Consider the following 14694-nt stretch of genomic DNA (forward strand, 5'->3'; position numbering starts at 1 on the left):
CCAATCCGCTGCCCTGGTCCATTGCCCTGGGTGCGGCTTTGGGCGTCAGCGGCCTGGTGTTGCCTGGGCCGCTGGCCAAGGTCATTGCCATGCTGGGGGATGCGGCCTCGCCGGTGGCGCTGTTCTCCATTGGCGCGGTGCTCAGCCGCTCGGGCCGTGCCAACCGCAAGGCCGGCCGTGTGACGCCGGCGGCGCTCTACCTGCCGGTGGCTGCCATCAAGCTGTTGCTGCATCCGGCGCTGGTCTTCGCCTTGGGTGCCGCGGCGCGCTGGCTGGGGGCGCCGCTGGCCTGGCCGCAGCTGGTTGCGCTGACGCTGGCGGCCGCGCTGCCCAGCGCCAGCAATGTGTCGCTGCTGGCCGAGCGCTACGGCGCAGACAACGGCCGCATCGCGCGCATCATCCTGGCGTCGACCGGCCTGGCCTTTTTCAGCTTCAGCGGCCTGGCGGCCCTGCTGATCTGACCTATGAAGCTTGCGGGCCGAGCGCCGGGCCTGCCATGGGCCAGAGGCCCATGGCCTTCCGTAGGCACAACCAGTCCGCAGGGACTGCTTGTGTCCGACTCCAGTTCACCTAGCCGGCCCGCCGTTGGCGATGTGCTTGCCGGTCGATCCGGCAAGCATCGCCGTCCCCTCGGGGGACCGACCGCGTACCCGCGGGCGAGGGGCTTCAGTTCAGCGGCGGCGACGCGCCACCCAGGCGATGACGCTCAGGCCCGACAGCAGCAGCGCATAGGTCTCGGGTTCGGGAATCGGCAAGCCGCCGCCGGTCGCACAGGCGAGGTTCTGGCAGATCGTGCCGCTGCCATTGCCGGCGAAGCTGATGCCGTAGTCCGCCGCAGCGGCGCCAGACATCACATAGACCGTCGAGCCCTGCGGCAACTGMATGCCCGTGAACTGCACGGTGTTGGAGAAGTCCGCGGCACCGTTGCCGCTGATGCTCGTGCTCAGCTCGGACTTCAGGTACAGCGCCGTGCCATAGGTGAAGCTATAGCTGCCGATGACATCCTCGTTGATCGTCAGCGTGCCGTTGCCATCCGTGTAGGTCCACAGGCCGTCGCTGTAGACGCTTTTGTTCCAGTGGTCCGAGCCGGCGTCGTAGGAGGCGTAGACCGACGCGACGACCTGGTTGGAGAAGGAGCGCAGCGACCAGTCGATGGACGCGCCGCCATTGCCCGTCGTGATGCCGGCGAGACTGCCGTCGATGTGGATGGTGCCGGTGAAGGTGCCCGTGCCGGTGCCGCCGCCGATCTGGTAGAGCTCTTCCCAGGCCGAGCGCCCGACCGCATAGGTCAGGTTGTTGCTTTCCACGTGCATGGGCCAGCTGGTCGCGCCGACGACGAACTGGCCGTCGTAGCTCTGGCTCACCGGCGTGAAGCCGGCCAGCGAGGCGCTGGCGTGGTTGCTGCCCCAGTCCGTCATGCCGTAGGCATTGGCGGTGACGGGCGTCATGCCCTGGCTGGCGTCACCCGCCCAGACGCCACCGGCCGTCACATTGGGCAGGGGCGTGGCTTGATCGTAGGCGGCGCCGCTGCGGTAATCGGAGCCGTAATAGACGCTGCCGTAGACGGTGTTCGGATTGCCGCCGGCGTCCAGGCCAAAGACGGGGCTGGTTGTCTGGATGCTGTTGTAGTAGCCGCTGTAGGCCTCGGCAAAGACGCGGTATTGCGACTGCGCCTGGGCGGTGCAGGCGAGGGAAGCGAGACCCAGCAGGGTCAAGGCACGAAGAGACATGGCACGGCTCCCAAGGCAGCGAGCCGGCGGTGGCCCGCTGAAACAAGTTGTGCACTCTGTCACTAATTGCTTGTCTTGGCATCCCCATTCGACAGGACGGCGCGCCCTGGCAGCCGGATCGTCACGCGCAGCCCGCCACCGTCCCGGTTGGCCAGCGCGATATGGCCGTCGTGGGCTTCGGCAATCTCCCGTGCCAGCGCAAGCCCCAGGCCCGTACCGCCCTGGGAGCCGGGTTCGGAGCGCTTGGTGGAGTAGAAGGGCAGCAAGGCCTGGGCCAGCACCGCCTCGCTCATGCCGGGGCCGCGGTCCAGCACTTCGATGCGCAGCTCGTCGCCCTGGCTGGCCAGGCGCAGCAGGATCTCGTCGGGGTCGCTGCCCGACTCATGGGCGTTCTTGATCAGGTTGAGCAGGGCTTGTTCGATCTGGGCCGCATCGAACCAGCCGGGCTGATCGGGCGGCGCGCCCTCGACGCGGAATTCGCCCAGCGTCGCCAGCCGCGCGATAAAGGCCGACCAGTCCACCGCGGCGCGGCGCGGCGCCGGCAGCTTGGCGAAGGCCGCGTAGCCGCTCAGGAAGACATGCAGATGTGCCGCGCGCTCGCCGATGCTGGCCAGCACCTGCAGCAGGCGCTCGGTGTTGCCGCGCCGCGCCAGCTCCGCGCCGCTGTGGGCCAGCGACGAGATCGGCGCCAGCGAGTTGTTCAGCTCGTGGCTCAACACGCGGATGACGCGCTTCCACGTCGCGACTTCGGCCCGCGACAGCTCCCGCGTCATGCGCCGCAGCAGCCGCAGCCGATGCGGCTGGCCCTGCAGCCTGAATGTGCGCGTGCTGTGGTGGAAGGTTTCCTCCGATCCATCGGGCAGCGTCACCGCGAAAAGCCGGTCGCCGTCGCCGGCGAGGGCCTCGCGCAGCGCCTCCGGCAGGTGGGCGATGACGGTGGGGAAATCCAGCCCGGTCAGGCTGCGGCCGTCGCCCAGCAACTGGCGTGCGGCCAGGTTGGCAATGGCGATGCGCTCGCTCGGCGCCGTCAGCACCAGCGCGACGGGCGTGTTCTGCACGACGGTGTCCAGCAGCAACTCGCGCTGGGCCAGGTGCTGGCGCTGCTCGCGCAGGGCCAGGCCGAGCTCGGCGTGCAGTTGCGTCAGCTCGATCAGCTCACGCGGGCCGTCTGGCGCGAGATTGAGGCTGAAGTCGCCGTCCCGGTAACTCAGCACGGCCCCTTCGAGTGCGCGCGTGAGCCGCAGCAGCGGCGTCAGCCAGAACGCCGCCAACCAGCCGATCAGCGGCAGCATGACGATCACCGCCACGGCCAGCGCGATGCCTGCATCCAGGCCCGCTCGGCGCACGCCGAGGATGACCAGGGGCGGCACGACCGCCGCCGCGCCGAGTGCCAGCAGTGCGCGTGCGCGCAGCGACAGCGGCATCAAAGGTCTATCCCATAACGCTCCAGCCGCCGGTACAGCGCCTGGCGCGACAGACCCAACTGGCTGGCCGCGCGGCTGACCACGCCGCCTGCCGCGTTCAGCGCCGCGACGACGGCCTCGCGGCTGGGCTCGTCGAGGTTGCGCCAGGCGCCCCCGCCATTGCCATTGGCTTCCTCCAGCCCCAGCAGGGCCGGCGTGATCTCACCGCCCTGGCACAGCAGGGCCGCGCGTTCGACGGCGTTCTTCAGTTCGCGCACATTGCCTGGCCAACGGTGGGCGAGCAGGGCCTCGCGCGCGGCCTCGCTCAAACGCGCCCGGCCGGCCAGGAAGTGTTCAGCCAGCGGCAGCACATCGTCGCGGCGCTCGGCCAGGGGCGGCAGCCTCAGCTCGATGAGGTTGAGGCGGTAGAACAGGTCCTCCCGGAAGGCGCCGGTCTTGACCATGGCGCGCAGGTCGGCATTCGTCGCGCTCAGCACGCGCACCCGCACCTGGCGCGTCTTGCTCGAGCCCAGGCGCTCGAACTGGCCCGTCTCCAGCACGCGCAGCAGCTTGACCTGGCCGGCCAGCGGCAGGTTGCCGATCTCGTCGAGGAAGAGGGTGCCGCCATCGGCCGCCTCGAAGCGGCCCACGCGCGCCTTGGCCGCACCGGTGTAGGCGCCGCTGTCGCTGCCGAAGAGCTCGGCCTCGATGAGGTCGGCCGGCAGGGCGCCGCAGTTCAGCGCGACGAAAGGGCCGTCATGCGCGCTTGAATTGGTGTGCACGAAGGCTGCAATGCGTTCTTTGCCGGCGCCATTCGGCCCCGTGATCAGTACCGGTACCGGTGCTGCGGCAATCTGGCCGGCCAGTTCGAGCAAATTGGCTATCGCGTCGGAGCCGAACACGAGGCCGGCGAGGTCGTAGCGCCGTGCCAGCGCTGCGCGCCTGGCCGCCCGCGCCTCGCGCAGCTGCGCGATTTCGCGGTTGGCCTCGCCCAGCTCCAGCAGGTTCTCGACGGTCGCGATCAGCTTGGCGTCGTCCCAGGGTTTGGCGAGGTAGTCGGCCGCGCCGGCCTTGACGAGGGCCACGGCCGCGTCCAGCCGTGTCCAGGCCGTCAGCAGGATGACGGGGAGGTCAGGGCGGCGCGCGCGGATGGCACGAAAGAGCTGCTCGCCTTCCTCACCCGAGGTCGTGTCGGCCGTGAAGTTCATGTCCTGGATGACGAGGCCGAAGGCGCGCTTGTCCAGCAGGGCCAGGCCCTCCTCGGGGCTGGTGGCCATGCTGGCCTCGATGTCGTGCAGGGACAGCAGCAGTTCCAGCGCCTGGCCCACGCCGGGGTGGTCGTCAATGATCAATACGCGTCGCATGGCGCAGCAGGATAGCCGCCCATCCAACCGTGCCATCTGCCCGGATTTTCCGCACGACGCGCTAGGTTTTTCCCTAGATCGCCACTTCAACGGCGGACTCGTCACAAAGCAACCCGTATCCTGCGCCGCCTCGGGCGGGCTGATGGTGGTTGCGCACGAGATTCACATCAACGTCGAAGGGAACACCATGTCTTCAGTGGGATTGGATGCCGTACCCGGTCCGGGTCGGAGTGCGGGCTGGCTCGACAAGGAAAGAACCATTGCCGGCGTCGGCTTCAACCGCTGGCTGGTGCCGCCGGCGGCCCTCGCCATCCATCTGTGCATCGGCATGGCCTATGGCTTCTCGGTGTTCTGGCTGCCGCTGTCCAAGGCCCTGGGCATCAAGGAGGCGATCAAGTGCGGCGCCGACGTGGGTTTCTTCCAGGAACTCTTCGTCAGTGGCTGCGACTGGAAGGTCTCGACGCTGGGCTGGATGTACACGCTGTTCTTCGTCTTCCTGGGTTGCTCCGCGGCGATCTGGGGTGGCTGGCTCGAACGCGCCGGCCCGCGCAAGGCCGGTGTCGTGTCGGCCCTGTGCTGGTGCGGCGGCATGTTGATCTCGGCGCTGGGCATTCATCTGCACCAGTTCTGGCTGATGATCCTGGGCAGCGGCGTCATCGGTGGCATCGGCCTGGGCCTGGGCTACATCAGCCCGGTCAGTACGCTGATCAAGTGGTTCCCGGACAAGCGCGGCATGGCCACCGGCATGGCCATCATGGGCTTTGGCGGCGGCGCCATGATCGGCTCGCCACTGGCGGCCGAACTGATGAAGACCTTCGCCACGGCCACCGACGTCGGCGTGACGCAGACCTTCATCGTCATGGCCCTCGTCTACTTCGTCTTCATGATCGGCGGCGCATTCGGCTATCGCGTGCCGCCCACGGGCTGGAAGCCGGCCGGTTGGACCGCACCGGTCGCCCAGGGCAGCAACGCCATGATCACGCAGCGCCACGTGCACGTGAAAAAGGTCTGGGGCATTCCGCAGTTCTGGCTGGTCTGGATCGTGCTSTGCMTGAACGTGTCGGCMGGCATCGGCGTCATCGGCATGGCCAGCCCCATGCTGCAGGAAGTCTTCGGCGGTTCGCTGATCGGTTTGACCGCCAAGTTCGGTGAACTGGACAAGGCGCAGCTGGCCAAGATCGCCGCCGTGGCTGCCGGCTTCACGGCGCTGCTGAGCCTGTTCAACATCGGTGGCCGCTTCTTCTGGGCCAGCCTGTCGGACAAGCTCGGCCGCAAGGTCACCTATGTCGTCTTCTTCCTGCTTGGCGGGCTGATGTATGCCAGCATCCCCAGCAGCGCGGCTGCCGGCTCCAAGCTCGCCTTCGTCGGCGCGATCTGCGTCATCCTGAGCATGTACGGCGGCGGTTTTGCGACCGTGCCGGCCTTCCTCGCCGACCTGTTCGGCACGCAGATGGTGGGTGCGATCCATGGCCGCCTGCTGACGGCCTGGGCCACGGCCGGCATCCTGGGCCCCGTCGTCGTGAACTACATGCGCGACTACCAGCTGGAGCTGGGCCTGCCGCGCGAGCAGGTCTACAACCAGACCATGTACATCCTCGTGGGCATGCTGGTCGTCGGCCTGATCGCCAACCTGATGATCCGTCCGGTGGCCGACAAGCACTTCATGACCGAGGCCGAGCTGGCCGAGGAAAAGCGCCTGGCGCACGAGCGCGCTGCGGCTGCCGAGGTGGGTTCGGGGTCGGGCGCCAGTGCTGCGACTTCGCCCGCGGTGGTGGCGCTGGCCTGGGCCGCGGTGGGCATCCCACTGGCCTGGGGCGTGTACAAGACCCTGATCAACGTGGGCAAGTTCTTCAACTGATCTGGTCCTGCTAGGCTGACAAGCCCCGCTGCCTGTGCAAGGCGCGGGGCCTTTTTCTTGGTATATGACCTTACAGCCCCCCACGTTCGCGCTGCTCACTGCCCCCCGAGGGGGTGCGTCAGCGGCTTCGGGCGGCCGGGCACCACTGACATGAGTGAACAAAAGATCGAGCTGTACGACGGCCCCGCCGGCGGTTGGGGCGCGCTGAAGAGCGTGGCCAAGCACCTGAACGAGCAGGGCGTGGCCGTGAAGGGCGCCAAGACGCTGCTGCATGCCAATCAGACCGACGGCTTCGACTGCCCCGGCTGCGCCTGGCCCGACCGCGACCACCGCTCCACCTTCGAGTTCTGCGAGAACGGCGCCAAGGCCGTCGCCGCCGAAGCCACCGCGCGGCGCGCAACGCCCGAGGTCATAGCCGCGAAGACGCTGAAGGAATGGGCCGAGGCGTCGGACTACGACCTGGAAGCCACCGGCCGCCTGACCGAGCCCATGGTCTACGACGCCCAGACCGATCGCTACCAGCGCACCAGCTGGGACGCGGCCTTCGCGCTGATCGCCCGCGAGCTGCAGGCGCTGCCTGATCCCAACGAAGCCATCTTCTACACGTCGGGCCGCACCAGCAACGAGGCCGCCTTCCTCTACCAGCTGTTCGTGCGCGAGTACGGCACCAACAATTTCCCCGACTGCTCCAATATGTGCCACGAGCCCAGCGGCTCCGGCATGCGGCCGACCATCGGCGTCGGCAAGGGCACGGTCACGCTGCACGACTTCGAGCAGGCCGACACCATCTTCGTGTTCGGCCAGAACCCGGGCACCAACCACCCGCGCATGCTGGGCGAGCTGCGCGCGGCCCGCAAGCGCGGCGCGCGCATCGTCAGCTTCAACCCGCTGCGCGAGCGCGGCCTGGAGCGCTTTGCCGACCCGCAGAACGCCATCGAGATGGCGACGCTGGGCGATTCGCCGATCAGCAGCCACTACTTCCAGCTCCAGGTCGGCGGCGACTTCGCGTTGCTCAAGGGCATGTGCAAGCGCGTCGTCGAACTGGACGATGCCGCGCTGGCGGCCGGTAAGCCGCGCGTGCTGGACGTCGCCTTCATCGCCGAGCACACCCAAGGCTTTGAGAGCTTCATCGCCGAGCTGCGCGAGCAGCCCTGGGAGCCGCTCGTCCAGGCCTCGGGCCTGACGCGCGAGCAGATCACGCAGGCTGCCGACATCTACGCGACGAGCGAGCGCGTCATCGCCTGCTGGGGCATGGGCATCACCCAGCACCGGCACTCGGTCAAGACCATCCAGATGATCGTCAACCTGCTGCTGCTGCGTGGCAACCTGGGCCGCGCTGGCGCCGGCGCCTGCCCGGTGCGCGGCCACAGCAATGTGCAGGGTGACCGCACCATGGGCATCTACGAGAAGCCCGCGTCGGCCTTCCTGGACAAACTGGGCCAGGTGTTCGGCTTCGAGCCGCCGCGCGAGCACGGTCATGACACCGTGGGCGCCATCCAGGCCATGCTCGACGGCCAGGGCAAGGTCTTCATCGCCATGGGTGGCAACTTCGCCGCTGCCACGCCCGACACGGCCGCCACCTGGCGCGCGCTGCGCCAATGCGAGCTGACCGTGCACATCACCACCAAGTTCAACCGCAGCCATGTCGTGCACGGCCGCAAGGCCCTGGTGCTGCCGGTGCTCGGCCGCACCGAGATCGACGTGCAGGCCAGCGGGCCACAGGGCGTCACGGTGGAAGATTCGATGAGCATGGTGCACCTGTCGGCCGGCATGAATGCGCCGGCTTCGGAGCACCTGATCTCCGAGCCCATGCTGGTCGCGCGCATGGCCGCTGCCACACTGACGAAGAGCCGCACGCCCTGGCTGGCCCTGGCCAGCAACTACGCCACCATCCGCGACAAGATCGAGGCCGTGCTGCCCGACTTCGCCGGCTTCAACGAGAAGATCAAGGCGCCCGGCGGCTTTCGCCTGCGCAACACCGCCAGCGAACGCGTCTGGGCCACGGCGAGCGGCAAGGCCGAGTTCAGCACGCACGCCATGCCCACCGATCTGGCTGTGCAGCGCATTGCCGAGCGCCAGCGCGACGTTCGCGTCTTCACGCTGACGACGCTGCGCTCCCACGACCAGTACAACACCACCATCTACGGCCACGACGACCGCTACCGCGGCGTCTACGGTCATCGGCGCGTCGTCTTCATCAACGCCGATGACATCAAGGATCTCGGCATGAGGGCCGGCGACTGGGTGGACATCACTAGCCTCTACATCGACGAGGCCGGCGGCGACGTCGAGCAGCGCCACGCCGAGCGTTTCCTGCTCGTCGAATACGACATCCCGCGCGGCTGCCTGGCCAGCTACTACCCCGAGACCAACCCGCTGGTGCCGCTGCAGAGCTTCTCCGTCACCGCGCGCACGCCGACGTCCAAGTCCATCCCGGTCGTGCTGAGTGCGCACGCCGGCTGAGCTGCTGCATGAGCTGGGCGATGGCGCCCGGGCGGTGCCGCTGACGCGCCTGGCCAAGCGCCTTGACGCCCGCGTCAGCGAGTTGCTGCGCGAGTTCACGGCCCTGAGTGACGCCCGGCTCGGTGGCGTCGCCGGGCCGGGCTGGGTCAGCCTGCATTGCGACGACGCGGGCCGCTGGACGGCGACCCTGACCGAGGCGGGCCGCGCGCAGCAGTCGTCGACACAGGGCTAGCCGCCGTGTAGCCGCAGGCAGATCCCGTGCCGATCCGGAGGCACGGAGTGCAGCTTGCAGCGCCTCAGGATCCCTGTCATGCTGGCTCTGCAGGGCAGCCCAGCAGCGGCGCCCTTCAGCAAGCGCCGCCCCAGGCGCAGCGCGGTGCAGGCGGACAACGGCGTCCTGCCGACCGACTTCCGGCTGAGTCGACGATGTCGCCAGCCGCTCGACTCCTTCGACGAGGTCAAGCCATGAACTTCAATGCTTTCAAGGTTTCCACCCGATTGGCCCTGGGTTTCGGCTCGGCAGTGCTGCTCGGCCTTGTGATCGCCGTCTTCGGCATGCTGCGGATGGGCTCGCTGGCCGCCAAGGTCGACGAGCTGGCCCTTGATCGCATGCCCAAGATGGACAAGTTCGCCGACATCAAGGACAACCTCAACACGAGCGCTCGCGCGGTGCGCAATGTGCTGCTGACGACCGATGCGACCGTCCGTGCTGCCGAGGTGAAGCGCATCGGCGAGATGCGTGCGGCCACCGACCAGTCGATCGCCATGCTGGACAAGGCGCTCGCACAGCCCAAGAGCCGGGCGCTGCTCAAGCTCATCACCGACAACACGCCCGCCTACCGGCACGGGCTGGACCAGGTGTTGGCGCTGGCGGGTGRGGGCAAGACAGCCGAGGGCGCGGCGATGCTGACCGGCGAGGTGCGTGCCCGGCAGAGCACGATCTTCAAGGCCGTCGATGACTCCATCGAGTTGCAGAGCCAAGTCGCCAACCAGCTCGCCAAGGATGCCGGCCAAGTCGCCGCCAGCAGCGGCATGGAGATGCTGGGCGGCGCGGTCGCGATGGCCTTGCTGGGCGGTCTCGTGGGCTGGGCACTGTCGCGCAGCCTGAGYCGCGCACTTGGTGCCGAGCCGGGCGAACTCAGCGAGGCCGTGCAGCGCGTGGCCGATGGAGACCTGGCCCAGCCGGTACCGGTGCGATCAGGAGACACGACGAGTACCGTGGCGGCCGTGGCACGCATGCAGGAGGCGCTGGCCCTCATCGTGAGCACCGTGCGCGCCAACTCCGACAGCGTGGCCATTGCCAGCGCCCAGATCGCGCAGGGCAACCAGGACCTGTCCAGCCGCACCGAAGAGCAGGCCAGCGCCCTGGAGCAGACGGCGGCGTCGATGGAGCAGCTGGGCTCGGCCGTGCAGCAGAACGCCGACAACGCCCGTCAGGCCAACCAGCTGGCACAAGGCGCCAGCGAGGTGGCCGTGCGGGGTGGCGCCGTCGTCAACGAAGTGGTGGCGACGATGAGAGACATCCAGCAGAGCTCGCAGCGCATCTCCGACATCATCGGCACCATCGACGGCATCGCCTTCCAGACCAACATCCTTGCGCTGAATGCGGCGGTGGAGGCCGCGCGAGCCGGCGAGCAGGGCCGCGGCTTCGCSGTCGTGGCCGGCGAGGTGCGCCTGCTGGCCCAGCGCAGCGCCCAGKCGGCCAAGGAGATCAAGTCGCTGATCATGGCCAGCGTCGAGCGTGTCGAGCGCGGCACCGTGCTGGTGGATCAGGCCGGCTCGACCATGACCGAAGTGGTCGACGCGATCCGCCGCGTCACAGACCTGATGGGCGAGATCAGCAGCGCCAGCGGCGAGCAGAGCAGCGGCGTGGCGCAGGTCGGCGAAGCGGTCATGCAGATGGACCAGACCACGCAGCAGAACGCCGCACTCGTCGAGCAAGGCGCCGCCGCCGCCGAGAGCCTCAAGGAGCAGGYCCGCCAGCTCGTGGCGGCGGTGGCGGTCTTCCGGCTCGCGCACGAGGCTCATGCGGCCGTGCCGGCGCCCCGGCCACGCAAGCCCTCGCCACCCGTGAGCCGGCCGTCGACGCGACCGGCGGTCAAGGCCGTCGTGCGCAGACCGGCACCCGTCGAGCCGCGCGTGCCCTCCAGGCCTGCCGCCAGCCCGGCCGTCGTCAAGCCCCCGGCGGCGGCCGATGGTGAATGGGCCGACTTCTGAACCGACACTGCAGGCTCCGTTGACTCGCCCGCATCTCCCATGCCTGCTCTCCGTCTCCTCGGCCGCCTCACCTCCATCAACGTCCGCAAGGTCATGTGGACCGCCGCGCAGCTCGATCTCGAGCTCGACCGCGAGGACTGGGGGGCGGGTTTTCGCTCGCCGCAGGAGCCGGGCTATCTGGCGATGAACCCCAACGGCCTGATACCCGTGCTCATCGATGGTGACTTCGTGCTGTGGGAGAGCAATGCCATCTGCCGCTATCTCGCCACCAAGCTCTACGCAACCACGCTGCTGCCGACCGAGCCGCAGGCGCGCGCCAGGGTCGAGCAATGGATGGACTGGCAGGCCGGCGAGCTGAACAACAGCTGGCGCGTCGCCTTCATGGCGCTGGTGCGCGGCCAGCCGGCCACGCCCGAGGCCATCACTGCAGGCGTGGCGAACTGGAACAAGCACATGGGCATGCTGGAAGTGCAGCTCGCCAAGACGGGCGCCTTCGTGACCGGGCCTGAGTTCACGCTGGCCGACGTCGTGCTCGGCCTGTCGGCCCAGCGCTGGAAGAACGCGCCGATCGAGCGCGTGGAACTGCCGGCGGTGGAGGCCTGGCTGCAGCGCTTGAGCGCGCGGCCGGGGTTTGCCGACTACGTGGACAACGGCATGCCTTGAGCGACCTCAGGGCTTGCCGCCAGCATGCCTGCGCGCAAGGATCTGTTGCGCCGCCTCTCTGGCCGCGGCCATCTGCTGCGGTGTGGGCGGCGCGGCCAGGTGAAGCGCACCCCGCTCCAGCAGCGACTTGGCCATGCCCTTGGCCTCAGGGTGATCGGGCAGTTCGGCGTAGGCCATCAGAAAGCTCAAACGCTCGGCGTCGCTCAGTCCCCACGCGGGGTTGGACGTCGCCGCATTGATGAGGCTGAGCCCGTCACCGGCGAGCGCGTCACGCCGCATCGCTTCGGCCACCTGCTGGCACTGCGCGGCGGTCAGGTCGCCGGGGAAGGTCGCGGCGGCAAAGGCCGAGGCCGCCTCGGCCACGCCGGCCCGCACCGCCCGTGAGGCCAGTTCCGGCAGCATCACGCGGTGCTGGGCGGTCACGGTCTGGCAGCGCCTCGACTCGGCATCGGCCTCCACCATCATCTGGGTCATCATTTCCGGCGATATCCCCTGGTTGCGGACGGTCTCGAAGCTGTTGCGCCGCGTCTCGTTCGACGCGCAAAGCCGCAGCCAGCGCACCGCCTCCCAGGCGGCCGCCGCATCGTCGCCGGCCATCGCACGATCGATGTGCGGGCCGTACCCTTCCGAGCCGATGCGCGGTGCGGCCGGCCTTGCGGAGGTGGGTGTCGGCGAAGCCGTTGCGGAGGCGGCGCGCGCCACCGCGCGGATGGTTGTCGAGGCTGCTGAAGCCGCCAGGGGCGGCGTGGCGGGCAGGGCGGCCACGGTTGTGGGCTGGGAGGGCAAGGCCGGGTTGGCTGGCGGCTCGCTCAGGCCCAGCCACAGGGCGGCGGCAGCTGCCGCGCCAACCGCGATGAGGATGAGAACCCAGCGAATGGCGTCCATGGCGGCTCAGCTCGCGAAGTTGTAGCGCACGACGGCGACCGTCAGCGCGAACAGATAGCCATAGGCGAAGCGGTCAATGCGCAGCACGGGGTCACCACGGCGCGATCGCCACAGGCCCATCAGCGTCATTGCGAAACCGGCGATCACGGGCGTGACGACGAGGTTGGCCAGGCGGGGCCAGCCATCGCGCGTCAGGTGCTGGGGCATGAGCCACAGGCTCAGCGCGCCGACGATGCCGCCCAGCAGCACATAGCCGAGCACGGCCACCCAGACGCTGGGCTGCTTGCGAAAAGGCTCGGCCACGGCATGCAGGCCGAGTTCGACGAGCAGTTCGCCGAAGACCTGGAAGATCAGTTCGAGCAGCAGTTCAAGCAAGATCTCCAGGGCGGTCTCCGCAGTCGGTGAGATGACACGCAGCCTAGCGCAACCGGCCGGCCGGCAGGCGGCCGCGTGAGTTTTCACCGGCTGGAGCGCTGATGAAAAAAAGCCCGCGGCAGATGAGCCGCGGGCCAGGTGCGGAGTGGCGCCTGCCACCCTGCCGTCGAGATGTGTCAGCCGAGCCGTACCGGCACAAAGATCTGCTGGCCGTCACGCGCCACCAGCAAGGCCACCGAGGCCGGCTTGCCCTTCAGCGCGTCGCGCACCTGCTCCACGCTCTGCACCGGCTTGCCGTTCAGCGCCAGCAGCACGTCGCCGGGCTGCACGCCTGCCAGCTGGGCCGGGCCGGTCACGCCTTCGATCAGCAGGCCATGGTCCAGCCCCGAGCCGCGCAGCTCCTGGCGCTCCAGCGGACGCAGCGCCAGGCCCAGCGAGCCGCCCTGGGGCGTGGCATTGGCTTCCTGCGTGTCCTTGTCGGCGCGGCCCAGGCTGACGGTCTCGCTGACGCGGGACTTGTCGCGCCACAGCTCCAGCTTGAGCTTGTCGCCGGGGCGGGCCAGGCCGACGCGGCTGGAAACGTCGCCCGCCACGCGCACCGGCTCGCCGTCGATGGCCGTGATGACGTCACCCGCCTTCAGCCCGGCCTTGGCGGCGGCGCTTTCAGGCTGCACGCTGGACACCAGGGCGCCATCGGGTGCGCCCAGGCCGAAGGACGAGGCCAGCGGCGCCGACAGGTCCTGCAGCGTGACGCCCAGTCGCGCATGCTCGACCTTGCCGTGGGCAACGATCTGGTCCTTGACCTTCAGCGCCACGTCCACCGGGATGGAGAAGGCCAGGCCCTGGAAGCCGCCGCTCTGCGAGAAGATCTGCGCGTTGACGCCGACGACACGGCCGGCCGCGTCGAACAGCGGGCCGCCCGAGTTGCCCGGGTTCACGGCCGCGTCGGTCTGGATGAAGGGCACGACGCTGTCGCCGGGCAGCGAGCGACCCTTGGCGCTGACGATGCCCTGCGTGGCCGTCTGCTCGAAGCCATAGGGCGCGCCGATGGCCAGCACATAGTCGCCGACCTGCACCTGCTTGGGGTCGCCCAGCTGCACGGTGGGCAGGCCCTTGGCGTCGAGCTTGAGCACGGCGATGTCGGTGGCCGGGTCGCTGCCCAGCACCWTGGCCGAGAACTCCCGGCGGTCGCTGAGCTTGACGGTGACCTGCTTGGCGTCGCGCACGACGTGGGCGTTGGTCAGCACGACACCGTCGCTGCTGATGATGAAACCGGAGCCCTGGCCGCGGAAGGGCTGCGGCCCCTGCTGCGGCATGCGCAGCCCGGGGATACCGCGGAAGAAGCGGAAGAAGGGGTCATCGTCACCCCGCGCGACGGGGCCTTCGTCGCCGTCGTCATTGCCCACCTTGTGCAGGCCGGCCACGGTGATGCCGACCACGGCAGGGCCCTGGGTCTGCACGATGGCGCGGTAGTTGGGCAACTGGGCGGGGGGAAGGGCCACGGCGGGTGCCGGTGTGGTGGCCGCAGCGAGGGCTACGGTGGTCGGGGCGGCGCCGCCGGGCGTCGCGTCGGTGGCCGCTGCGGCGGGCGCCTTGTGAAACCCGGGCAAGGTCCAGCCCGAAGCCGTGGTGGTCAGCGTCACACCGGCAGCCAGCAGCGCAGCGGCCGCGGCAGTCACCGTCATCTTGGCGGTCTGGGTCATCGAGAACTCTCCTCTAGGGGCGGGCTGCGGCGC

The 14694-nt window shown here is 69.1% G+C and carries 13 protein-coding genes; 7 read left to right on the top strand and 6 right to left on the bottom strand.

The window, feature by feature from the left end; genetic code table 11:
- Positions 1-461: AEC family transporter (locus AC1DU6_RS07250; protein WP_477856436.1), on the top strand; the 461-nt coding region annotated here is incomplete at its 5' end.
- A gap of 210 nt (positions 462-671) precedes the next feature.
- Here AC1DU6_RS07250 and AC1DU6_RS07255 read toward each other — a convergent pair.
- From AC1DU6_RS07255 to AC1DU6_RS07265, 3 genes are all read right to left on the bottom strand, one after another.
- Positions 672-1730, bottom strand: a complete 1059-nt coding sequence (locus tag AC1DU6_RS07255) for a PEP-CTERM sorting domain-containing protein (RefSeq protein WP_477856437.1) — start codon at positions 1728-1730, stop codon at positions 672-674.
- A gap of 62 nt (positions 1731-1792) precedes the next feature.
- Complete coding sequence (locus tag AC1DU6_RS07260; protein ID WP_477856438.1) at positions 1793-3154, bottom strand: sensor histidine kinase; 1362 nt, start codon at positions 3152-3154, stop codon at positions 1793-1795.
- The gene (locus tag AC1DU6_RS07265; RefSeq protein ID WP_477856439.1) at positions 3154-4497 is read right to left on the bottom strand and encodes a sigma-54-dependent transcriptional regulator; all 1344 of its coding nucleotides are present in this window, start codon (positions 4495-4497) and stop codon (positions 3154-3156) included. Before AC1DU6_RS07265 ends, AC1DU6_RS07260 begins: the two co-directional genes overlap by 1 nt.
- Positions 4498-4684: 187 nt before the next feature.
- Between AC1DU6_RS07265 and AC1DU6_RS07270 the strand changes: the two genes are divergently transcribed.
- The 6 genes from AC1DU6_RS07270 (at position 4685) to AC1DU6_RS07295 (ending at position 11698) form a co-directional block, all read left to right on the top strand.
- On the top strand, positions 4685-6355 hold the full coding sequence (locus AC1DU6_RS07270) for an OFA family MFS transporter (RefSeq protein ID WP_477856440.1): 1671 nt from the start codon (positions 4685-4687) through the stop codon (positions 6353-6355).
- A gap of 150 nt (positions 6356-6505) precedes the next feature.
- A complete protein-coding gene (locus tag AC1DU6_RS07275) occupies positions 6506-8818 on the top strand; it encodes an FdhF/YdeP family oxidoreductase (protein WP_477856441.1) in 2313 nt (770 codons plus the stop codon).
- Complete coding sequence (locus tag AC1DU6_RS07280) at positions 8802-9050, top strand: hypothetical protein (protein ID WP_477856442.1); 249 nt, start codon at positions 8802-8804, stop codon at positions 9048-9050. The genes AC1DU6_RS07275 and AC1DU6_RS07280 overlap by 17 nt, the downstream gene beginning before the upstream one ends.
- A gap of 78 nt (positions 9051-9128) precedes the next feature.
- Complete coding sequence (locus AC1DU6_RS07285; RefSeq protein ID WP_477856443.1) at positions 9129-9287, top strand: hypothetical protein; 159 nt, start codon at positions 9129-9131, stop codon at positions 9285-9287.
- On the top strand, positions 9284-11035 hold the full coding sequence (locus AC1DU6_RS07290) for a methyl-accepting chemotaxis protein (protein WP_477856444.1): 1752 nt from the start codon (positions 9284-9286) through the stop codon (positions 11033-11035). Before AC1DU6_RS07285 ends, AC1DU6_RS07290 begins: the two co-directional genes overlap by 4 nt.
- A gap of 39 nt (positions 11036-11074) precedes the next feature.
- Entirely contained in the window at positions 11075-11698 is a 624-nt protein-coding gene (locus AC1DU6_RS07295) for a glutathione S-transferase family protein (RefSeq protein WP_056205458.1), read from the top strand.
- 6 nt (positions 11699-11704) lie between these two features.
- Here the strand turns inward: AC1DU6_RS07295 and AC1DU6_RS07300 are convergent, their stop codons facing one another.
- The 3 genes from AC1DU6_RS07300 to AC1DU6_RS07310 form a co-directional block, all read right to left on the bottom strand.
- Complete coding sequence (locus tag AC1DU6_RS07300) at positions 11705-12463, bottom strand: hypothetical protein (RefSeq protein WP_477856445.1); 759 nt, start codon at positions 12461-12463, stop codon at positions 11705-11707.
- Between the two features lie 126 nt (positions 12464-12589).
- Positions 12590-12958 carry a hypothetical protein gene (locus AC1DU6_RS07305; RefSeq protein WP_457446788.1) on the bottom strand — a complete coding sequence of 123 codons (369 nt, stop codon included), beginning with the start codon at positions 12956-12958 and terminating at the stop codon, positions 12590-12592.
- Between the two features lie 176 nt (positions 12959-13134).
- Entirely contained in the window at positions 13135-14661 is a 1527-nt protein-coding gene (locus tag AC1DU6_RS07310; protein ID WP_477856446.1) for a Do family serine endopeptidase, read from the bottom strand.
- Positions 14662-14694 lie beyond the last annotated feature (33 nt).

The sequence above is a fragment of the Roseateles sp. P5_B10 genome, from assembly GCF_056400485.1.

Coding starts and splice junctions, on each gene's coding strand:
- AC1DU6_RS07260 (WP_477856438.1), bottom strand. CDS start 3,154: ATGCCGCTGTCGCTGCGCGCACGCGCACTGCTGGCACTCGGCGCGGCG.
- AC1DU6_RS07265 (WP_477856439.1), bottom strand. CDS start 4,497: ATGCGACGCGTATTGATCATTGACGACCACCCCGGCGTGGGCCAGGCG.
- AC1DU6_RS07275 (WP_477856441.1), top strand. CDS start 6,506: ATGAGTGAACAAAAGATCGAGCTGTACGACGGCCCCGCCGGCGGTTGG.
- AC1DU6_RS07285 (WP_477856443.1), top strand. CDS start 9,129: ATGCTGGCTCTGCAGGGCAGCCCAGCAGCGGCGCCCTTCAGCAAGCGC.
- AC1DU6_RS07295 (WP_056205458.1), top strand. CDS start 11,075: ATGCCTGCTCTCCGTCTCCTCGGCCGCCTCACCTCCATCAACGTCCGC.